Below are 21,999 nucleotides of genomic sequence, written 5' to 3' on the forward strand. Positions count from 1 at the left end.
CAGAGTAAACCAGATCAGGGATGAAATATTCACCGTCAGCAAAACGCCTGCCGACAACCTCCATCGCACTGCGGGCGTCATCCAGAATTTTAGCGGGGTCTTCATTGGCGTTAAGACGTTCTTCTACAATCTTTAACACCTCGTCTTCCTTGAGTTCCGCCATCAAACTGATCAAATCTCCTGCCATCGCAATTCTCCTTCCTTATCTAATTATGGTTATTATCTGATTGACCTTACAAATACATCGTTTTCGGAATACAATAGCGAAGCTTAGCTCCGCCGTTGTATTCCGAAAAAAACAGAAGCTCTGAGGCCTCACTCGCACTTATATTTGACAACCGGCGCTTTTGGATCCGCCGTCCATTCCTGTATTGAGCCGTCATATATCTTTACATTAGTATATCCCAACACTTCATGCAACTCAAACCACAATGTGCCCGCATATCCACCAACGCCACAATAGACAATGATCTCTTTGGATTTATCCTTACCAACCACATTTAGAGCCATTTCCCTTGTTATATTGGCATCTTTCCATGTTCCGTAAGTGACCGCGCCACTTTTATCTTTTGTTAAATTCCAGAACCAGGGTGTCGCCAGACATTTTGCCCCGGGGATATGCCCTGGTCTCTGTGCCCAGGGTTCCTGTATCAGCCCAAAATAAACATCGGCATCTCTGGCATCAACTAAAAGGGATTTTTTGGACCTTTTCTTCACATAGTCCTTTGAGACAAACATTTTTTTAAGTACTGCGCCGGCATATGTTACCGGGGTTGGCGTAACGACTTCGGCAGAGGCAGCTCTCCCTTCTGCCGCCCACTTGTCGTATCCTCCATCAAGGATGGCCACGTTTTTAACACCGGCATACACTATCGTGGCTGCAACCCTGGCAGCATCGGCCATAGCATAGACCCCCATTGGATCAGCAGTTCTGCCTACAACAACTACGATGGAATTGCCGGTTATCCCCGTTTTGCCCATGGTGGCAAAAAGGTCTTTCTCTTCAGGCAGTTCCATCCAGGGGAATTCCTTGCCGAAGAGATTTAAATACCAGTTGCCGAGACAGGGAACATTTACCGCGCCGAAAATATGACCTTTTGCATATTCGTCGGGATTTCGAACATCAAGGATGAGCAGGTTTGGAAAACCAATATTATCTGATAACCAATTAGTGGAAACAATAGGGTCAATCATGGATCGGGATGTTTGGGAAAAGCAATTATTACCCAGGGGCAAGACGATAAGTGCCAAAACCACCAAGCCAAACAATACGTCCTTTTTCATTTTCTTTCCTCCTTTCAAAGACTCATCAAATGGATAGAATGTGATCAAACGATCAAACGGGAAACGCCCCTGTTTGTAGAGCTTGATAACTTTTTATAAAAATTCCTTTAAAGACCCAAATATGCCTTTTTTATCATCTCATCTTGAAGGAGCTGCTTACTTTCTCCGGACAGGGTCACGCGCCCGTTTTCCAGCACATAGGCCCGATCTGCTATCTCCAGCGTCTGTTGTACATTTTGCTCCACCAGGAAAATTGAAATGCCTTCGTCCCTAAGCCTCTGGATGATGCTGAACATTTCCTCCACAACCAGCGGCGCCAGTCCGTTTGAGGGCTCATCGATGATGAGCAGTTTCGGTTTTGACATCAAGCCCCGACCGATGGCAACCATCTGCTGCTCGCCGCCGCTCATTGTCCTGGCCAATTGTGACTGTCTTGCCTTTAATCTGGGAAAAAGCTGAAAGACCTGTTCCATGGTCTGCTCCTTTTGATCCCAGACGCGCCGGAGATAGGCGCCCATCTCCAGATTCTCGCGGACCGACATTTCGGGAAAAAGCTTTCGCCCCTCCGGTATATGGGAAATCCCCAACTCCACGATAACATTAGGCTTAAATCCATCTATTCTCTTGTCCTGGAATTCCACACTCCCGGATGCCATGGGCAGCAAACCGGTTATTGCATTGAGCAAAGTGGTCTTGCCGGATCCATTGGTGCCAACCAAGGCGACTATTTCCCCCTGCCTGATGGTTAAAGAAACATCCCACAACACCTGAATCTTGCCATAAAAAACACTGACGCTGTTAACTTTTAACACGGGCCTTATCCCCCAGATATACCTTGATAACTTCTTCGCAGACAGCAATTTCCTCTGGCGTTCCTTCAGCAATCTTTGAACCATGGTGAAGCACAATGATCCGCCCGCACAGGTTCATGATGGCTTTCATGACGTGCTCAATCATAATAATGGTAATCCCCCTGCACCTGATTCTCGTGATCAAATCCATCGCCTGAACGACCTCGGTCTGATTTAATCCTGCCATTATCTCGTCCAGCAAAATGAGTTCCGGATCGGTTGCCAACGCCCGGGCAACTTCCAGCCGTTTCTGATTGCTCAGAGTGAGATCCCTGGCGGGGGTTAATATCGCCCCGGATAACCCGACAAATGCCAAAATTTCCGATGCTTTTGCAACGGCATCCGCTGATGACAGCCCGGGCGATATCCCAAAATAGGATCCCAACATAACATTATCAAGAACGGACATATTCGCAAAGACCTTGACAGTCTGAAAGGTCCTTGCTACTCCCATTCTGCATATCTTATAAGGACTTACACCGGCGATATCCTGGCCTTTAAATTTAATGCTTCCTGATTTCGGACTTAAAGCGCCCGATATCAAGTTAAACAACGTCGTTTTGCCTGCCCCATTGGGACCAATGAGCCCAACCGTTTCATTTTTTTCTACATGGAAGTCCACACTGGAAACAGCAGTCAGTCCTCCAAAATACTCGGTCACTCCTTGACCTTCAAGTATCGGCATTTTTCCTCTCCGAAATTCTTTTCCATGTTTTTTGTACCAACCCGACAATACCCTCCGGCAAATACAGGATCGCGACCAGCAGTATGACGCCAAAAATGAGCATGTAGTAATAGGGGAACCTGGTTATTAAAAATTCTTCCAGGTAGGTAAAGATAGCGGCGCCAATGACAGGGCCCAACAGATGTCCCATACCGCCAAAGATAGCCATCAGGACCGGCATGAAAGAAAGAATCGGGTTGAAGGCAATTCTCGGATCAATGTACGTCCATCTTGTCGCCATGATTGCCCCCGCCGTTCCCATAAAAAAGGCGCTGATCGCAAACATGGAGATTTTCAAACCCGTTACATTGATGCCGGTATGAGCCGCTGCCTCCTCATATTCCCCGATACTCTGCAGGGCTAACCCGAATCTGGAATTTTTTATAAAATGGGCGACAAGTATCAATATCACAAAAATAGCGAGCATATAGTAATAGACCGTGGTGTTGTCCGTGGTAGGAACCACCCTCCCGGTCGTGCCTGTTATATTTACTTCCCACCAAAGGACAAAATGGAGGAGGAATTGAACAAGCCCAAAGGTGAACATGACAAAATATATGCCCTTCAGGCGCAGGGTCAAAGCCCCAACCAGGATCGCCAGACAAAAACTGACCAGCCCGCCGATCACGACAACGACAGGCAAGGGTAACACAAACCCGAGCAGGGCCGACGTATACACGCCTGCCCCGAAGAAGGCCGCAGGGGCCAGTGAGACATAGCCTGTAGGCCCGGAAAACATGACCCAGCTTACCGTAATGATAATATACATTAAAATGCTGGTCAGCAGTATGACCGAATACCGGGGGGCATAGAGGGGTGACGTAATCAGCAGGATCAGGAAAATCAAAGATAAAACCAATCCCAGGTATTTTTTGCAGGCAACTTTCATAATATCCATTTTTCTATTTTCCCCAGATGCCGGTTGGCCTTGCCAGGAGCATAAGCATGAAGATTACGTAATAGGCAACCAGTGACAGACCTGGCTGGATAGAGGTTACAATGCTGCCCACGAGTCCCAGCAGAAAACCCCCGATGAAACTTCCCGGGATACTGCCCAACCCCCCCAAAACGATCACAATAAGGGCAATCATGGTGTATTCGAGCCCCATCGTCGGTTGAATCTGGAAGGACATGCTGATAAGTGAACCGCCCAACCCCGCCATCAAGGCGCCAAAGCCGAAACAGATGGCCAGCACCTGGTTGATGTTCACACCCATGAGTTCGGCTGCCGATGAATCCTGAGCTGCGGCCCTGATCGCTTTCCCGAAACGGGTACGGGCCATGAAAAGGTAAAAAACCAAACCAATTACCACTGCAAATCCCAAGGTTATCAGCCGATTAGCCGAAAACTTCGCTCCCCAGAAATTAACTGAAACAGCCAGGAAGGAGTAGCCCTTGATGTCGGCTCCCCAGATCAGGATGGCGACGTTCTGAATGATAAAAAGCAGGGCGAAGCAGGCCAGCATGGAGTTGCCCTCATAGGCGGCCGGGGTTGCAGCCGAAGTTCTGAGGCGTGTGAACAAGGTTCGATAAAGTATAAAACCAATGATAAATGTTACAGGTCCTGAAAAGGCCAGGGAAACCAGGGGATTGATCCCCCAAAGGGTGTACAGAGCCCAGGTGGTGAAGGCGCCGAGCATGATAAATTCGCCGTGGGCGATATTCAGCACCCGGGCAACCCCATATTGCAGACTTAACCCTACGGCAATAAGAGCATAGATGCCGCCCATCAGTAAACCGGCAATCACTACGTCCAGGATTCTTACAATCATTATGATGGTTCCCAGGTTCTATAAGTTGCGGCTGCATATTGTTCAAAAGGGGGATATAAACCCTCGGCGGGAAAACTTGCCACCGGGGTTTTTTTACCCCCTTTTGACACACTGCCTGCCATCAACGTTTTTAAGTCGTAACCTAAAAGTGCCCGCTTGTGTTAATTTCTTTACTTAGGCCACGCCGGTTTGGGGTATAAGGGCGGCGCAGTGCGCTTCTTTCCGACATCGATCACTTCAAATACGCCCTTTTGCCACTGGCCGATCTCGCCGGGATGATTTACGAAATATCGATCTTTATCGTACCAGAACGGTCCCAACGCCGTGTCAAACCTCTCTTTGGCCATGATATCCCTGATCTTTTTCTGATTCAGAGTTCCCGCTTTCTCGATAGCCTGCTGGAAATGCTGTAGCGACGACCAATAATAAAGACCTCCCCAATAGTCAGGTTCCACCTTAAATTTTGCCACATGCTTGGCTACGAGCTCTTTGGCGCCGGCAGAAATTTTTGCATTCCAGGCGCCTCCCCCCATGACTCCCTCCACCACGTTCTTGCCGAACGTATCTCTGTAGAGATTGGGAGAAAAGGGCAAAACAGTGATCAAGAAGGAGTTGAAGTTAATGCCAAGCTCCAGGGACTGCTTGGTCAGAAGCATGCCTTCATCAGGATAACCGGCAACAAAAAGGGCATCGACACCAAGCGAACTGGCCTCTTTCAAGAGTGGCGACAAGTCCTTGATGCCAGGGGGAAAGCTTTTCTTCATTTTGACTTCAATGCCGGCCTTTTTTAAATACGGGGCTGTGGCATTGCCATACTCTATGCCATGGAGGTCTCCCCGGTATATAAGCGCCACTGACTTCACGCCGACTTCTTTATAAATGTCGACGATCGCCGGGGCCTGAGTATCGGAAAAATTCAAAACCTGGAAGAAGTAAGGCAAACTGAGTTTCTTGAGTTCCAAGGCTCCGCCCGGTCCGCCGATCAGGATATAGCCGTATTTGTTGGCAACGGGAGCGGCGGCAAAGAGCCAGCCGGTGCCCCAAGGAGGGAAGATAAAATCGACCTTATCTTCCAGAATCAACTTTTCCAGCAAGTTAGTCATTGTGCCTATATCGCTTTTATCATCATATCTTTTAAGTTCAACGGGCAACTTTTTGCCATACTCCTTCACATATATTCCGCCTTTTTTGTTGACCTCCTCCACCCATAACTCGTAAATTGGACCACCCGCTATCGCTACCGCACCTGCTAAGGGACCGGAAAGAGAAATCGCCTGGCCAATGACTATTTTATCCTTGGCTCCGGCGGCGCCAACCAGAGACACCACAACAAAAACACACACAAACAAAACCAACAATACCCTTTTCTTCATTTTCTCCCTCCTTTTTAGAAAGTCTAAAAAATGATTTTAAAGTCTTGTCACCACAAATCGGCTCTCCGGCTCCCTTGGCATCTGCCCTTCGTTATCTGCTAAACATCAGTAATTCAAGACCCCATCAAGCTCTATCGGTTTAACATCGAATACAGCTCCTGTTGCCGGGGATTTTTCAGTGAGGAAGAATTCCGGCAGACGATCGCTTTCCGCTGCAAGCCCGGCAGCGACATTAAAGGCTTTTTCCCTTAAAAGGGATTGCCTCCCTATATCGAGAATCTTGTCAAAATCCCACTCCCCCCCGTAAACGCTGGCCACCAATTCCGGTATGGTTTCGGGCGAAGCGGCAGAGAACCAGGCAAACAGGCACATGAAGCTGTCCGCAGCGGCAGAAAAGGCTTGCATCATGGCGGAAGCGGCTGCCTGGGCTAACGGAGAAAGCGGATCAATTGGCGCTTCAAGAGTCAGGCCGGCTGTATGATCGGCTCCCATAGGCGAGGTGGCATAGGTAACACCTGTCCCCTTTAAATTTCTCGGGTCGTATGCAGCCATACCCTGCCCTTTTACGGTCGGGATTCTTTTTACTCCCAGAGCCTTGCCTGTTACAAAAGTACCTTGTCCCAACAGCTTGCCCAGTTCGGTTCCAGAGATCATCTCCTCGATCAGTCCGATGGCCGCTTTGCCATCTCCCCAGGGGATCTTCCCTGCTTCCATGCAAACGCCTATGGTTGCCCCCATCTCAATGGTATCAATCCCAAAATCATCGCACAACCGGTCCATACGAGCGATTACATCGAAATCGGCTATTTCACAGTTAGCGCCGAAAAGGGCGATGGTTTCATATTCCAGACTGGATGTTTCGTATTCTCCCTTGGCATCATTATAATGATTGGAGCAGCGTATAACGCAGCCTGCCTGACATGGCTCACCAGTTTTTCCGCCATTTTCTTTCAGCTTGTTCAAAAATCGTTCCGCATTTATGGAAGCCAGCTTGTCATAGAATTTTCCGCTGTAATTGCGGACGGGAAGAATTGCCCTGGAACCTGTAACATCAACGAGTGCGGGCGTGCCAATCTCGCGCAGCCATCTCATTCCTTCATTGTTCATCGCTATATTTGCAAATTTTTTTCTGGCAGCCTCATACCGCTTCTTGTCGGCGTATTGGAATACGCAAGGCTTTTCACATTTTTCAATTACTACGGCTTTTATTTTTTTTGAACCCATGACTGCGCCCATTCCGCCCCGGGCCAATGCACGAGATGGATAACCTGTGGTTGCATCCAGATTCTGCACTGTTGAGTTCCTGCACATCATTTCTCCCGCCTTACCTATGGAGATCACTCCGATCTTCTTGCCGTAGCGTTCCTTTAATTTTTCAACCAGCGGATAATTTGTGAGTCCCACGTAATCATCGGCGGGCACAAGTTCCGCTGTCCCGTCTTTTCCTATTTTCAGCAACTGCCACTTCTTGGAAGCCGGGAGGCCTTCCAGAATAATCATTTTAATGTCATGCTGTCCCAGCATGGTCGCAAAGGTGCCGCCCGAATTAGCTTCCTTGATCCCACCTGTAAGTGGACTTTTTCCCCCAATGGAGAGCCGGTGGGCTGTCGTCACCGTAGTTCCGGCCAGCAGCGTCGTACAGATAATCAGTTTGTTCCCGGCGCCCAAAGGATCGCAGGTTGGATCTACTTCATCGCTCATTACTTTAGAGATCAGGCTTCGGCCACCCAACAGCCGGTATTCTTTTTTCAGTTCCTCCTGCGAGATCGTCTTTTTCTTGACATTAACCCTGTATACTTTTGCCATTGCTATTCCCTCCTCTTTCTTAATATTTGTACACTTCCTTCAGCATAGACAATACCTGTTGGGCGGAAGCCCGTTTAGGTCCAAACATGGCGCCATCGTCTGTCAGGACGCCTCCGACTATTTTTTCCAGCGAGGCCTCCTTGATCTTAAATTCTTTCAAGCTGGGGATACCCACCTCCCGGTTCAAACTACGGATAGCTTCGGCAACCTTAGCGCCCAATTTTGCGGGTGAAAGTTTTTTAGAAAGTGAAAGACCCATAGCTTGAGCAATCCGTTCTACCTTTTCAGGAACGGCATCAGCCACGAATTCTATAGCTGCCGGCAGCGCCAGAGCGCAGCCTATGCCGTGCGGAATGTGATAATGGGCGCCGAGAGTGTGGGCAATGGCATGCCCCCAGTGGATCAGCGAATCGTTAAAAGAGATGCCTGCAATCAGCGCGGCAAAGGCCATGTTTGTCCGGGCTTCGAGATCACTGCCGTTTTTCACGGCCTTGCTGAGATTCTGGATAACAAGCACGATCGCTTTTTCAGCCAGGACATCCGACATAGGGTTCATTCCCTCAGAGGTCAAAGCTTCTGCCGCATGGGCAAAAGCATCCATCCCTGTAGATGCGGTGATACCGGGGGGAAGCCCCAGCATCAATTCCGGATCCACAATAGCCAGCGTTGCAACGGCAGCAGGGCCTATTACCCCTTTTTTGCTATTGCTCGCCGTATCCGAGACAACAGTAACCCCTGTCATTTCGCTGCCAGTCCCTGCAGTTGTGGGGATTAAAACAGTTATTTTCCCTGGTTTGTGCGGGGCGCCCGAGCCTACATAATAACGGCTGATCGGTGGCGGGTTGGTCAGCAGCACATTTATCCCCTTGGCGGTGTCCATCGAACTGCCTCCACCGACCCCCACGACCCCGTCAACTTTCCATTTATTGGCAATTGCCGCCGCCTCGTTCATCAAAGTATCCGGCGGATCTGCCTGTACGCCGTCAAATAGAACGATCTCAATCCCTGCGGCCTTTAAATTGTCGATAATTTTATCGCTGATCCCGGCACTTGCAACCCCCTTGTCATATACACACATGACCTTTTTCGCGCCCAGTTCCCTGACTTTCATTCCCGTTCTCAGCGAAGCTCCCGGCCCAAAAAGGACAGGCACCGATCTACTGAAACTAACAATCATTACTTGTTCCTCCTTTCCAAGATAAACAAAAAGTCGTTACCGAAAAGTTCGGTTTTCATACTCGGCGGGAACAATCTGTCAGATATTGTTCCCAATGAATGCACGCCGGTATCTACCCAATACCTAAAGCGTTTTCAGGCAGGATATAATATTGGTCTGTATTGTAATCAATTCGTGAACCATAGTTATACCGCACGATACATGCCAAAAAAGCATTACCCCTTGCATTTATCCAAATAATTGATATTAAAGAGTATCTCGGTATGGCGCGGCTGTGACAAAAAAGAAAATGTATCGCTCAGACTGCCGGTCTGGCAATATTTTGCCATATTGGCAAAAAGCAGGTTATGAGGTTTTCACTTATCTTAAATTGTAATGCAGGCATGAAAATGGAGGTTGTGCCGTCTACCGTATGCTGAAAGCTTTCATTTTTCTGTAGAAGGTACGCAGGGGAATGCCGCACGCTATGGCTGCCGCTTTCACGTTCCCGTGTTTCTTCAACGACTTGATCATAATATTTCTCGTTATCTCGTCTATATCCTGCCCCGAAACATCCTCTTCGGCGGATTCGCAGGGCAATACATCGGCAAGATCTTTAAGGGTAATGACATTGCCAGTACAGAAATTGAAGATGCCTTCCAGGCAATTTCTCAGCTCACGAACGTTTCCCGGCCATGAATACTGAAGAATCAACTGGAGTGCATCCGGCTCAATCCCTTGTATTGTCCGGTGAAATATGCCGTTCATCTGAAAAATGAAATGATTCACAAGGGCAGGGATATCCTCCTTCCTCTCTTTGAGGTTGGGAATTCTTAACCTCACTACATTTAACCTGTAAAGCAGGGCTTGAACAAACCGGCCATTCAAAGCCTCTTCTTCAAGCTTCACTGAACTTGCCGCGATGATGCGGATATCCAATGGCAGGGAACGTTTGCCGCCAATTCTGATCACGTTCCGATCCTCGATGACTCTGAGGATTTTGCTTTGCGCCGACAGATCCATTGCATGAATCTCATCCAGAAAAATGGTACCCCCGTTGGCCTGTTCAAATTTGCCGCTGTTGCCCCCTCGAAAGGCGCCTGTGTAAGCGCCCTTTTCATAGCCAAACAGTTCACTCTCTACCAGTTCGCGGGGAATAGCAGCGCAGTTGAGCGCAACAAAAGGTCCTTCGCGAAAGGGACTTTCATTATGAATGGCATGGGCAAACAGCTCTTTCCCCGTACCGGTTTCCCCCTCGAGCAGAACAGTCGATCTTCCCTGAGCTACTTTCTTCGCTTTGCCGATAACGTCAGCGATAGCGGGACTTGTTCCGATTATACTGTCAAACGTATACCGAGGCGTGTTCAACACGGCCTCTGGGATCGCCGCCTGGTAGATCTTCTGCTTTTCCTCCAATTTCAGCAAATAGACGACGCCATTGCCGGATTGGTCAGGGATGGGAATGGAGTCCACATGGAAATGATGGGAACAGCCTGCATCGAAAGACATCCCCACACCGCCACCGGAACCTCTCAGCAGGGATTCCACTCCTTGCGTTACCCCCAGCACATTCCTTATATCCTTGTGTTTCGTATTTTCCGAATTAATCCTGAAGAATTCCAGAGCCCGTCTATTCAGATCAATTATCTCACCCTTCGCGTTTACAAGCATGAGGATGCTTTGGGCGTATTCAAATGTTGAACGATAGTATGACTGAAAAAGCCGAAGCTGGTCCAATTTCATTTTTGAAGAGAGTTCAAACTGGATGGAATTGGCAGCACTCAGCAAAACCGGAATAAATCTTCTGAGCTTCTCGGCGTCATGAAAAGGAACGGTAAAATCGAGACAGCCCAGTAAATTCTGTTCGTAGTCAAATACGGGCGTAGCGATGCAACTGGCCCAGTGGATTCTCTTATTATAGTGTTCCTCGGCAGTGATGCAGGCAAAACGCTTTTCTTCGAGGGATATGCCGGGGGCGGTGGTGCCGACAATATGTTCCTTTATGGAACTGCCGATAAGATCGGTCGGCTGGCTCTCCTTCATAAGCCTTAATACCCTTTCGTCACCGGCAATGGAGAGGATATAGCCATCCGCATCGGAGAAAAACATAGCAAGCGGCTGAAAGGAAAAATATTTCTCGATATCCTTGTAATGAGCCTGGAGAATATTATGAAGATCAGGCTGTCCGTTAATTCGCTTGCTAATCGAGTTTTGATCGATCTCCATAAGAGCCATTTCGTTACAGAGGTTTACATCGGCTTTTTGACAACGCTCCCATGATGATTTAATGTGGGCCGGGACGTTTTCGCTGTCTCCGGTTGAGACAAACCTGTCCCACACTCTATAGAATTCTGTCCTTTCCGATAGTCTCCTGGACATAATGTCTCTCCTGGATCCACGTCGAGACTGAACGCAACACATTTAAACAGCTATCCCGAGTGTGTCCGAACAGCTTTATTGCAAGGACCCCGAATTACCGAGGCGGGGCAATGCCCAGCTCAATCAGCACACTTTTGACAAATTCCAGTCCGTCCGGTTTATACGCGGGAAGGATCCATGGCATTTCCTGCAAGGTCTGCAGGAGGGAGGGCAAAATGTCAAAAGGTATGGCGACGAGTTGATGGCCTTCCGGAAACAGGTCTCTTCGCTTCATGCCATGACCAAAGCCACAGGTGGTATAGTTCAGTTTCCCTGTCAAATAGGGATAAACATAAAGCCATGCGCAACCGATTGCGGCCGACATCTTACTCGACCACATTTCGCCGGTTCTATAGCTCATCGCGCGCAGCAGAATTTCTGATTGGCTGGCCCTGGCAAGGATAATCAAAACATCCGGATCGAAGGAAAGTTTGTCCAGCGGGGAAAAAGCAACGTAGTGAGCCACATTTTCCTTTATTCTGGGAATATATGAATACAGCCTGCTTGCGGCCCGCGACCCGTCGAAGATTTGCAGCCCGGCGCCAAATTGACCGCTTATAAAAGGTTCTGGAGCATCCGCCTGACCCAATACATACGTTCCAGCTTCACAAGTATGGCTCTCCTTATCGGCATAAAAGACATTCCCTGCCTGCGCCTTCTTGAGCATTTCGCACAGGGCCATTTTTTCGTTGAGTCTCTCGATATCTTCCGGTCGTTTGACAAGGAATTTAACGCCTACCGGCTGCACCGGAAATTCAAATTTGGACAGGATTGCAAAGTCTTGTTTAGTTAGTGTCATTATACCCCCTCTTTTCTGCTCCCCTCTGCCTATGAAAACATAAATTTTGACCCGACACTGTTAAGAACGAAAGCATCGGGGAAAGCTTCCGAGAAACGATGCATCGCCTTCCATCCCGTACAGTGCATGGGGACGATGAACTTTGGGCCAATTTTTAGAAGAGCGGAAACGGTGTCCTCGATAATCGGCTCAAAAAATGGCCCGGTAAGATGAAACCCGCCGAGAATCGCATAAACTTGTTCAATCCCGGTTATCTTTCTCGAATGGAGCACTGTATTGACGATTCCTGAATGAGCGCACCCTGATATTACCACCAGACCCTTCCCTTTCAAACAGACAACAAGAGCCTGATCATCAAGGATCGGGTCGGGAACCAATTCACCGTCCTGCACCAGCTTTGCAATAGGGAATCCCTTTTCAAAAGCTGTCGTTCGTTCTACCTCTCCGGTCACCAGGATCGTGCCGTTTGCCAGAGGCACAGGCATCCGGGATTCCACAATTTTGCCTCCCCGCTTCATCAGCTCTTCCCTGACCAAGGTATTCGGAAAGCGTTCCATGTGTCCGTCAGGAAATTTCAAAAACCGTGGGGCTGTAAAGACCGCAGGATGAACCACGAGAGGGACCGACCAGGAAAGTTTTTCCATGAGGGGATAAAGGGCGCCCGTATGATCCATGTGCGCATGACTAAGCACAACCGCCTCAACGGCGCCGATGTCGATACCCAGGATCTTCAGGTTGTAAGGAACGCCTGTCTTATTATGACCGGTATCGAAAATAATGCTGTGGGACTCTTCACCCTGAAAAGTTTTAACAAGCATGGACATCCCATGCTCGGCAATTACCGTTTCTCTTGAGATCTCGTCCCCGGTTCGAAAAACTGGGCGGGCAACAACGTCAGTGCTCCCCAGCAGGACATCGACATAATTATCCATGAGGACGGTTATCTCAACTCGATCAACCGCCTGGAGTGTTGCGGGCAATAAAGATACGCTTTTTTCTTCCATTGGGCCGCTCCCTTTATCCTATTTTGAGTAATCAGGCCACAGCGGGAAAAGTGAAGCCCCTCGCTAAAAATATTGCGGATATCCTCAATCATATCAAGGGTAAAGAAGAAACCGGAGGGCAAAAGCCCTCCGGCTAATAACTATTAATGTTTATAAATGTTGCGATAGGGCCAGACGCCTAACTTGACGACCTTGCCCTTCTGCACCTGATCCACACGTACCTTATCAACTCCCTCGATCCTGCCTGGGGCGTAAGTTATCGGCACACTGCTTATACCGCCGGTATCAAGGTTCTTAATCCGGTAAAAACCCTGTTCCAGTACATCAGACGATTTCAGCTTCTCAAAGGGCACCTTTTCCAAGGCAAGCCGCAGTGCTTCAACCTGGATCATTGCCTCAAGCATTCCCCCCATATACATGATATTGTTTGCCATTTTGTTGGGGTGATACTTCTTTTGGAGATCCAACTCGAACTTTACCCCCTCGCTGGTGTCGTCCCAGTTGGGGAAACTGCCGGCGCAGACATAACCATCGCCCAGTTCGCCCATAGAGGAAGCCAAGATAGCCGCATGACCAGGCGCACTCGTGCCAAAGGTCATCTTGTAGGCCAGATGGGGTCCCATCCCCAGTCTGACCATCTCTTTTACCGTAGGCTGTGAACCGGGGTTAATCATAACCCCAAGCGCCAGGTCAACTTTATTGTTCTTCAGCCACATAAGCTGGGTGGTAGGCGGCGCTGTAGGCACGAGAGGCACATACTGGGTGCCGACAAATTCATACCCTATCTTCTCAAGATAAGCCTTCATCTCCGGGATCTCAATTGACCTGCCCATGGCGTTATCCGCGGTAAGGTAGGCAACCCTTGGTTTCCTTTTTTCCTTCCAGTTTTCTTTGAACCAATCGGCGATGGCCGCCAGTTCATCGGTGTAGAGGGGATAATATGTGAAAACGGTCCCTGGCGGCGTCAACAGGTAAGGTCCTGTGGCCATTGTGGTTGCGCCCATTTTATCTGCCTTCAGCCTGTCTTTCAGCGCCAGGGCTATCGGCGAGCCGGAACATCTGTAAAGCAGTATTCCCTTGGCCTTCAGCTCCTCATAGATAGTCAGAGCCTTCGCCGGCTTGAGCTCATCATCCCGCCAGAGCACCTCCAGGGTGACATCGGCCGGCCACATATCCTTCCGCCAGGGCGCCAGTTTTTTTGTCTCATTTACATATTTGGCATAGTCCTCGAAGGCGGTCAGAACCGCTGCCGAATCCTCCGCAAATGGACCTGTAAGAGACTGAGTTCCTGAAATATACAGCTTTTTTTCAGCCTGAGCGCTGGCAGGCAGCAGCAACAGCGCCCCCATGACAACAATCACAAAACTTACCAACCATCTTTTCATCTTATCCATTTCTGTTTCTCCTTTCTTGTTGACAGCCAACAACCCCCGCCCGAGGGCGGCTTATGCTCCCGCTTCCTTTGGCACCTATGGGACAATTTCTTCTTCTTCGCTTTACAACACGCCAGGAAGAATTCCCCTTATCCGCTTCTCCATTACTTTATAGATATTGCAAGTCTGGTTTTAACCATGAATCTGGGAGTCTGTCGAGTAACGCTCCCGCAACTCGCGTTTCATGATCTTTCCCGCTGCGTTTTTGGGCAATGCCTCAACAAATTCTAATGATTTTGGAGCCTTGTAGCGTGCTATCTTTCCCCGGCAGAAGTCTGTAAGTTCTTCTGCTGTAACGTTCTCTCCGGGCCGCAAAACTACCACCGCATGCACCCGCTCTACCCAATATGGATCAGGCACGCCAATGACCGCAACCTCTAAAACAGCAGGATGTTGATAGAAAATATCCTCCACCTCCCGCGGGAAGACATTCTCGCCGCCCGAGATAATCATATCCTTTTTTCTGTCAGCTATGTATATATATCCCTCTTCGTCATAGTAGCCCACATCGCCGCTATGCAGCCAGCCGTCCACAATGGCCTTCGCGGTGTCCTCCGGCTTATGCCAGAATTCCGCCATGATCTGCTTGCTTTGAACTATTATCTCTCCTACTTCGCCAACCCCGACATCATTGCCTTCCCCATCCACAATCCTTACATGCACCCCCACATCCGGCTGGCCGGTGGACATGAGTTTTTTCTGTTCCTCCGCTGTTTTATCCAGAACATTGTGATCCTCTTTCGACAAGTGAGAAATCATTGGGCCACTTTCGGTCTGACCATAACCCTGGTTAAAAATCGGGCCGAAAACCTTCACGGCTTTCTTTATTACCACCAAAGGCATCGGGGAGGCAGCATACCAGATTAGCTTCATAGAGCTTACATCATACTTGTCAAGATCAGGCAGATTAAGCATGGCCACTATGTGGGTCGGCACAAGCTCTATCTGGGTGGCCCGCTCATCCTGGATAATCTGCAGCGTGGCTGCGGGGTCATAGAATTTTACGATAACGCTGCATCCGCCGCTGTATATGGCAGCCCGTAAATAGGTATTCCCCGCAATATGGAAGAGCGGCGATACTATAATATGTCTGTCCCCAGGCTGCATGCCTGTATCTATAATCCGCGTTTTACTGTCTTCTATGAAGCGACGATGAGTATATAGAGCTCCGCGAGGCACGCCAGTCGTCCCGCTGGTGTAAATTATGGAAACAGGATCGTCCTCTTCAACCTGGGTATCAGGCTCCAGCCCGGAATGCACTGCCAATAAATCATCGTAAGCTGTCATGCCGGAGGCAGCGCCTTCCATGGAAATAAAATGCTTAACCTTCGGCAGCCGCTCTCTCAAAGAACTGACCACCTCTGCTAATTCAGGCCCGACAAAGAGGATCTGGGCGTCTGAATAGTTAATGATATATTCCAATTCGCTTGCCTGCAGCCGGGGATTAAACGGCGAGGCAATAAATCCCCCTTTCATCGCCACCCCGTAAAGATCAACAAACGCCAGGCAATTCCATGACAAAATGCCTATTACATCGCCCTTTTGTACTCCCATACCGTGCAAGGCATCAATAAGCTTATTTATTCTCTCATTGTAAGCGGAAAAAGTCACCCTTGCCTCTCCGTACACGAAGGCTTCTTTATCTGCATATAAGAGTGCATTTCTATAGATAATGTCTGCAAAGGTGCCTATTTTGTATCGGCATAGCTCCTTTAGTAGATTTTTTGTAGCCACTTATTACCTCCACTCCCGGTGCTACTGTAAGGGCTAATTACCTGGCATGGATGTGTGATGAAGCGGAGACAAAACGTCCCCCATAAATTTCATTCTTCATGTGAGAAGGGCCATAGCTTGAAATACGCTTTGACGCTTCCCCAGAGGTGAGCCAGTCCTCTTGGTTCAAGAATAAGAAATATTATGATGACTAAACCGCGCACAATTAAAGCCATTGAAGCGGCGGCCTGCGCGGCAATGAACGCGGAGAAAACCGGGCCAAAAAAAGTCACAAGTTCATCGAGCAGCTTCAGAAATATTGCGCCAAGGATACCCCCGATAATGCTCCCCATACCCCCGACAATCAGCATGCCCAAATACCAGACGGAGTCCATGAAGGGAAACTGATCGATACTGGCAAAGCCAAAATAGTGAACCAGCAGCGCTCCGGCAACTCCTGCATAAACACAGCCGATAAAAAATGCCTGCAGCTTGTAGCTCCACAGGCTTATTCCCATAACCTCTGCAGCAAGGTCGTTATCCCTGATTGCAACGAAGGCCCTGCCGGCCCTGGTTCTCACGATGTTTACAGCCAGAAGCGTGGCCAGACAGGCAAATGTCATGACAAGATAGTAATAACTGGCCTTGGACTCAAACGCGAAACTGCCTATCCTGGGTTTGGGCACGGCCATGCCATCTGTGCCGCCGGTAATGCCCCGGAGCTGAATTATCAGCCAGATAATAATGAAATGCGCGGCAATGGTTGCCATAATCAGGTAGAAGCCCTTGATCTTCAAAGATGGCAAGCCGAAGATCAACCCGGCGAATCCCGCGGCCAGGGCGGCGCAGGGAAGGGCCGCCCAGAATGACCAGCCCCAATGAACCGTCAGGAAGGCTGAAGTATAGGCGCCGACAGCCATAAAGCCAACATGCCCTATGGAGATCTGGCCGCTGTACCCGGTCAGGATATTGAGCCCATGGACACTGATAATGGCAATGCCAATCATTGTCATTATGGTCACTATCCGGTCGCTGAGAAACAGGGGGCAGATTGCAAGTAAGACAAGAAAGGCAAAAATCACCCCCACATGCAGCCGGGTTTTATAGATAGCCGTATCCTGCGCATAGTTTTCGTGAAAGGTTTCGCTGCGCAAACCCATTTATTAAACCCTCTCTATTCTGGCCATTCCAAACAGACCATATGGCCTAAAGACAAGCACAATGAGCATCACCAAAAAGGGGAATATCTGCGACATTCCGCCGCCCGGCAGGAGCGGGTCCAGATAGCCGGAAGCCACATTCTCCAGCATCCCCAGTATTACTCCGGCCACAATAGCCCCTCCAATGGAATTTGCTCCCCCCAAGAGCACTACCGCGAATGCTTTCATGCCGATCTCGGCAAGCGGTATCGAAACCCCGGAGACGCCGCCCAACAGAATGCCGCCGATTACGCCGACAACACAGGCGATGCTCCATGAGGCGGCATAAACCGTGGTAGCCTTGATGCCGAGGCTCTGCACCACCTGCAAATCCTCGGCAGTGGCCCTCATTGCCAGCCCGATCTTGGTATAGCGGAAAAGAAGCGTAAAGATTCCCACGGTAACAACCGACACAATCAGCCCAATCAATGACTCCGAGGGCACCGATATTTGGCCAAGGTTCAGGGTCAGGGTCGGCAATACCCCGTGGTAGGTTTTATACTGACCGCCCCAGATCAGGGTTACAAATCCTTCCAGCACAGAGGCCAGGGCTATTGTCATCATGATGACGGCAAGTTCCGGCTGACCAATCAAAGGACGCAGAGCGAAGCGTTCTATTAATAAACCTAAGATAATAGCCACTCCCACTGAACACAGCAGGCTGGCCCATACCGGCAGGCCAAACGTTACCAGAAAAGTATAGCCTAAGTAGCCGCCTATTAACACAAAGTGTCCCTGCGCAATATTGAATACATTTGAACACTTGAGAATAATAACAAAACCTATAGCGATAAGGGCATAGACCATGCCGAGGGAAAAACCGGTTACTAATAATTGTATTAAGAAAATCATAAAGCAGCTCCTCCCACAGACCCGATGCTTAGAGTTGTTTTAGCTATAGCTGTCTGTCCATCCCTGGCGCTGGCCCGAGTTTCGATCAGCGCCTCTGTTTTATCTGCATAAATTGCCTCGATAAGCTCCTGATAACGCTCTTCCAAAACCGCCCTCCTCAGCTTCCTGGTCCTTGTCAACTCACCTTCATTCGGGTCAAATTCCCTATGCAGATTAACATACTTCATTATCCTGGAATCTACAGGCAACGTGATATTAATCTGTTCAATGGCGTGCTTCACCAGCTCCTGCACCTCCGGTCTCTGGGAAAGCTCGGCGAAGGTGGAATAAGCAACCCTTCTTTGGCCGGCCCAGCGGCCAACTGTATTGTAATCAATAATGATAATTACGGAGACATAGGCTTTCTCTTTTCCGGCGATTACCCAGGCATCCTTTATATAAGGATTGAACGTCAATTGACTCTCAATGAATTGGGGTGCAAGTTGGCGGCCATTGGGCAGCAAAATAAGGGACTTTATTCTATCAACAAAGACAATATGTCCGTCCCCCCTGATAAACCCGCCATCCCCGCTATAAAACCACCCGTCCTTAATAACTTCTTCGGTCTTTTTCTGGTCCTTGTAGTAACCGACGAAACCGCCCGGCTGCCGATAAACAAGCTCGCCTTCAGCGGTTATTTTTACCTCTGTTCCCCGATGGGCGGGGCCAACCGTCTCCAAACAAATATCATCATTGCCGGCGCCGGTGAGAGCGCCGCCTTCCGTTGTTCCATACAGGCTTTTGAGAGGAATATTTATTGCGTGGTAAAATTTGCAGGCATCCATGCTCAGCAAAGAGCCGGTAGTGTAGCAGATTCGGGAATTTGACAAACCAAGACTGCTCCTCAGGGAGCGAAACAGAGAAAAATCCGCTATGGCATGAAGCATTTTCAGAAACAACCCCGGGTTGATCTTTTTATACTTCAAGTCGGCCATCCGGTAGCCAATAGGCATGAGTCTGCGATAAGCAAACTTTTTTACGGCGCTGGCACTTTCAATCCGAGCCTGAACAGCAGATGCCTGCTTCTGCCACAGCCGGGAGTTGTAGAAGACAATATTCGGCTGAATTTCTTTGGTGTCCCGCTGCTGGGTATCTGCAGCCTCCGCAAAATTCAGGATGCATCCCGACAGCAGGTGGCAGCCTATGCCGAACCATTGCTCCGTCATCCATGCGGGGGGAAGATACGGGATAACATTATCATTTTCATGCCAGGGATCAAGACAGAGATGATAGTCGGCGCCGGCTTTCATGGTTCGATAGGTGTGCACAGCCCCCTTGGGCGCAGCTCCGGAGGTTCCCGATGTGTAAACGATGGCGCAGACATCATCCGCTTTTCCCTCATCCACCTTCCGTTCAAAGAGCCCGGGATGCTCCTTCTCATATTGCTCGCCGGCCTGCAGGATTCCCCTGTATCCCAGCAAAATAGCGTCATGGTAATGGGCCAACCCTTTGTAGTTCCAGTAAATAACCTTCTTCAGCAGGGGCAGTTCATCCTTAATTTGCAGGAATTTGTCCGCCTGCTCCTGATCTTCCACTACAGCAAAGCTTGCCTCGCAATTCTCAGCAATGTATTTAATCTCTTGCGGCGTTAAGTCTGAATACGTCCCCACAGAAACTCCATGGTTTGCCTGGGCGGCAAGTTCAGCATAATACCATTGGGGCGCATTGTCTCCCACAATCAGCAGTTTATTGCCCGGTTCGAAACCTATTGCGGAGAGCCCCAGCGCCAGGTATTTAACATTAAGATAATAGTCCTTCCAGGTATATGGCTTCCATATGCCCAGATTTTTATGGCGCATGGCCTTATGCTTATCGCCATATTTCTCATAATTATATCTAAGTATTTTGGGCCAGGTATCACCCTTTTCGCTATAGACCGGCTCTGTTACGGTTGTCATTCTCTACGCCTTTATATTTTTATTAGGTAAGCCATCTCTTTTTTTGCCGGTAGTGCTTGATATCGCGATAACTCTTTTTGGCGCCGCCCGTGGAGAGTCCCATATAAAATTCCTTGATGTTCTCGTTATCCTTCAATTTTTCAGCCGGGCCTTCCAGAACTATTCTGCCATTCTCCATAATATAGCCGTAATCCGCGATACCCAGGGCAGCTCTGACATTCTGCTCCACGAGGAGGATGGCCAGCTTTTGTTCAACATTGATTTTTTTGATTATTTTATAGATATCCTCCACCATCAAGGGGGCCAGCCCAAGGGAAGGTTCATCGAGCAGCATCAGCTTGGGGCGGGCCATAAAGGCCCTTCCAATCACCAGCATCTGCTGTTCGCCGCCAGACAGATAGCCACTCATCTGCCGGCGGAGTTGTTTAAGTTTGGGCAGCCAGGAATAGATCATTTCGAGATCTCTCTTCACCTCCACCCGGTCCTTGCGGTGGTAGGCGCCGATAATCAGATTTTCCTCAACACTGAGATGTTCGAGAACCCTTCGCCCTTCCATTGCCTGACTGATCCCCATGGTGGCAATGCGCTCGGGGCCATATTGATCTATTCGCCTGCCATCAAATTCAATGCTGCCCTCGCTCACATTCCCTTCTTCTGTCTTTAACATACCCGACACGGCTTTCAGGGTAGTCGTCTTGCCGGCCCCATTTGCCCCCAGCAGCGCGACAATCCTACCGTCGTCAACCTCCAGCGATACGCCTCGCAATACCTGAATAACATTCATATACACAACTTCAATATTGGTTATCTGCAACATTATTTCAGATCCTTATTTTTCTTTTCCCAGATAGGCTTTGATTACCTCGGGATTAGTGCTGACCTCTTCCGGAGTGCCTTCGCCAATTTTACACCCAAAATCGAGGACGACAATCCTGTTGGCAATATCCATTACCACCCCCATATCGTGCTCGACAAGGATGATGCAGCGGATGCCGTCCCGGAGTACCGCCGTATCCGGATAGGTCGCCCCCTGCCCCTCGAAAAGATCAATAATGAAGCGGGCAATGTCTTCCTTCTCCTCCAAGTTCATCCCGGCCATGGGTTCGTCAAGCAGAAGCACCTTCGGCTCGAGAGCCAGCGCCCTGGCCAGTTCCACCCTTTTTCTCATTCCATAGGGCAGAAGGCCGACGATCTTCTTTCTAATGGAGGCGATTTCAAGAAAGTCGATAATTTCTTCTACTATCTTCCGGTGTTCAATTTCCTCCTTGAGCGCCGAGCCCAGATATAGACCGCCGGTAACAAAGTTTTGCTTCATCAATGCATGCCGGGCAGCCATGATGTTGTCCTGAGTGCTCAAGCCCGTGTACAGTTCAATATTTTGGAAGGTTCTGGCGATGCCGAGTTTCGCCAGCTTATCCGGACGCATTCGGGTGATTTTTTGCTCATTGTAATAAATCTCGCCTTCTTGGGGTTTGTAAAAGCCGCTTATGCAGTTGAGCAAAGCAGTCTTGCCGGCGCCATTGGGCCCAATGAGAGCAAATATCTCATTATTCCTGACATTAACGCTCACGTTGTTGAGGGCTCTGACGCCGCCAAAACTAAGCGAGAGTTTGTCAATCCTTAAAGCAACATCGCTGCCAGTTTCCACCTATTGCGATTTCCTCCTCAAGTGTAATGC

19 protein-coding genes are annotated in these 21,999 nt (G+C 49.2%); all 19 read right to left on the reverse strand.

Translation table 11 applies throughout. From position 1 onward, the window contains the following. Positions 1–187: B12-binding domain-containing protein (locus M0P74_08650; GenBank protein ID MCK9363648.1), on the reverse strand; the 187-nt coding region annotated here is incomplete at its 3' end. 128 nt (positions 188–315) lie between these two features. Beyond that, positions 316–1,284 (reverse strand): rhodanese-like domain-containing protein, encoded by a 969-nt coding sequence (locus M0P74_08655; GenBank protein MCK9363649.1) that lies wholly within the window; start codon positions 1,282–1,284, stop codon positions 316–318. A 107-nt stretch (positions 1,285–1,391) separates the two neighbouring features. Next, on the reverse strand, positions 1,392–2,096 hold the full coding sequence (locus M0P74_08660; protein ID MCK9363650.1) for an ABC transporter ATP-binding protein: 705 nt from the start codon (positions 2,094–2,096) through the stop codon (positions 1,392–1,394). Next, positions 2,083–2,820, reverse strand: a complete 738-nt coding sequence (locus M0P74_08665) for an ABC transporter ATP-binding protein (protein ID MCK9363651.1) — start codon at positions 2,818–2,820, stop codon at positions 2,083–2,085. Before M0P74_08665 ends, M0P74_08660 begins: the two co-directional genes overlap by 14 nt. Beyond that, positions 2,807–3,757: a branched-chain amino acid ABC transporter permease gene (locus M0P74_08670; protein MCK9363652.1), complete on the reverse strand. Its 951-nt coding sequence runs from the start codon at positions 3,755–3,757 to the stop codon at positions 2,807–2,809. Before M0P74_08670 ends, M0P74_08665 begins: the two co-directional genes overlap by 14 nt. 4 nt (positions 3,758–3,761) lie before the next feature. Then, complete coding sequence (locus M0P74_08675; protein ID MCK9363653.1) at positions 3,762–4,631, reverse strand: branched-chain amino acid ABC transporter permease; 870 nt, start codon at positions 4,629–4,631, stop codon at positions 3,762–3,764. Between the two features lie 170 nt (positions 4,632–4,801). Further along, entirely contained in the window at positions 4,802–6,004 is a 1,203-nt protein-coding gene (locus M0P74_08680) for an amino acid ABC transporter substrate-binding protein (GenBank protein MCK9363654.1), read from the reverse strand. A gap of 105 nt (positions 6,005–6,109) precedes the next feature. Next, positions 6,110–7,810 carry an aldehyde ferredoxin oxidoreductase gene (locus M0P74_08685; GenBank protein ID MCK9363655.1) on the reverse strand — a complete coding sequence of 567 codons (1,701 nt, stop codon included), beginning with the start codon at positions 7,808–7,810 and terminating at the stop codon, positions 6,110–6,112. Positions 7,811–7,829: 19 nt separating this feature from the next. Then, a complete protein-coding gene (locus M0P74_08690; protein ID MCK9363656.1) occupies positions 7,830–8,987 on the reverse strand; it encodes an iron-containing alcohol dehydrogenase in 1,158 nt (385 codons plus the stop codon). A gap of 405 nt (positions 8,988–9,392) precedes the next feature. Further along, positions 9,393–11,345, reverse strand: coding sequence for a sigma 54-interacting transcriptional regulator (locus M0P74_08695; protein ID MCK9363657.1), 1,953 nt, complete (start codon positions 11,343–11,345; stop codon positions 9,393–9,395). A gap of 94 nt (positions 11,346–11,439) precedes the next feature. Continuing rightward, positions 11,440–12,183 carry a DUF169 domain-containing protein gene (locus M0P74_08700; GenBank protein ID MCK9363658.1) on the reverse strand — a complete coding sequence of 248 codons (744 nt, stop codon included), beginning with the start codon at positions 12,181–12,183 and terminating at the stop codon, positions 11,440–11,442. Between the two features lie 29 nt (positions 12,184–12,212). Beyond that, positions 12,213–13,187: an MBL fold metallo-hydrolase gene (locus M0P74_08705; protein ID MCK9363659.1), complete on the reverse strand. Its 975-nt coding sequence runs from the start codon at positions 13,185–13,187 to the stop codon at positions 12,213–12,215. Between the two features lie 143 nt (positions 13,188–13,330). Next, a complete protein-coding gene (locus M0P74_08710) occupies positions 13,331–14,581 on the reverse strand; it encodes an ABC transporter substrate-binding protein (GenBank protein ID MCK9363660.1) in 1,251 nt (416 codons plus the stop codon). A gap of 171 nt (positions 14,582–14,752) precedes the next feature. Continuing rightward, on the reverse strand, positions 14,753–16,354 hold the full coding sequence (locus M0P74_08715; GenBank protein MCK9363661.1) for a long-chain-fatty-acid--CoA ligase: 1,602 nt from the start codon (positions 16,352–16,354) through the stop codon (positions 14,753–14,755). A gap of 89 nt (positions 16,355–16,443) precedes the next feature. Continuing rightward, the gene (locus M0P74_08720) at positions 16,444–17,493 is read right to left on the reverse strand and encodes a branched-chain amino acid ABC transporter permease (protein MCK9363662.1); all 1,050 of its coding nucleotides are present in this window, start codon (positions 17,491–17,493) and stop codon (positions 16,444–16,446) included. Positions 17,494–17,496: 3 nt separating this feature from the next. Beyond that, positions 17,497–18,384, reverse strand: coding sequence for a branched-chain amino acid ABC transporter permease (locus M0P74_08725; protein MCK9363663.1), 888 nt, complete (start codon positions 18,382–18,384; stop codon positions 17,497–17,499). Beyond that, positions 18,381–20,321 carry an AMP-binding protein gene (locus tag M0P74_08730; GenBank protein ID MCK9363664.1) on the reverse strand — a complete coding sequence of 647 codons (1,941 nt, stop codon included), beginning with the start codon at positions 20,319–20,321 and terminating at the stop codon, positions 18,381–18,383. The genes M0P74_08725 and M0P74_08730 overlap by 4 nt, the downstream gene beginning before the upstream one ends. Positions 20,322–20,343: 22 nt before the next feature. Then, on the reverse strand, positions 20,344–21,138 hold the full coding sequence (locus tag M0P74_08735) for an ABC transporter ATP-binding protein (GenBank protein MCK9363665.1): 795 nt from the start codon (positions 21,136–21,138) through the stop codon (positions 20,344–20,346). Positions 21,139–21,150: 12 nt separating this feature from the next. Next, positions 21,151–21,969, reverse strand: a complete 819-nt coding sequence (locus tag M0P74_08740; protein MCK9363666.1) for an ABC transporter ATP-binding protein — start codon at positions 21,967–21,969, stop codon at positions 21,151–21,153. Positions 21,970–21,999 lie beyond the last annotated feature (30 nt).

The organism is Syntrophales bacterium (assembly GCA_023229765.1).
GTDB lineage: Bacteria > Desulfobacterota > Syntrophia > Syntrophales > UBA5619 > DYTH01.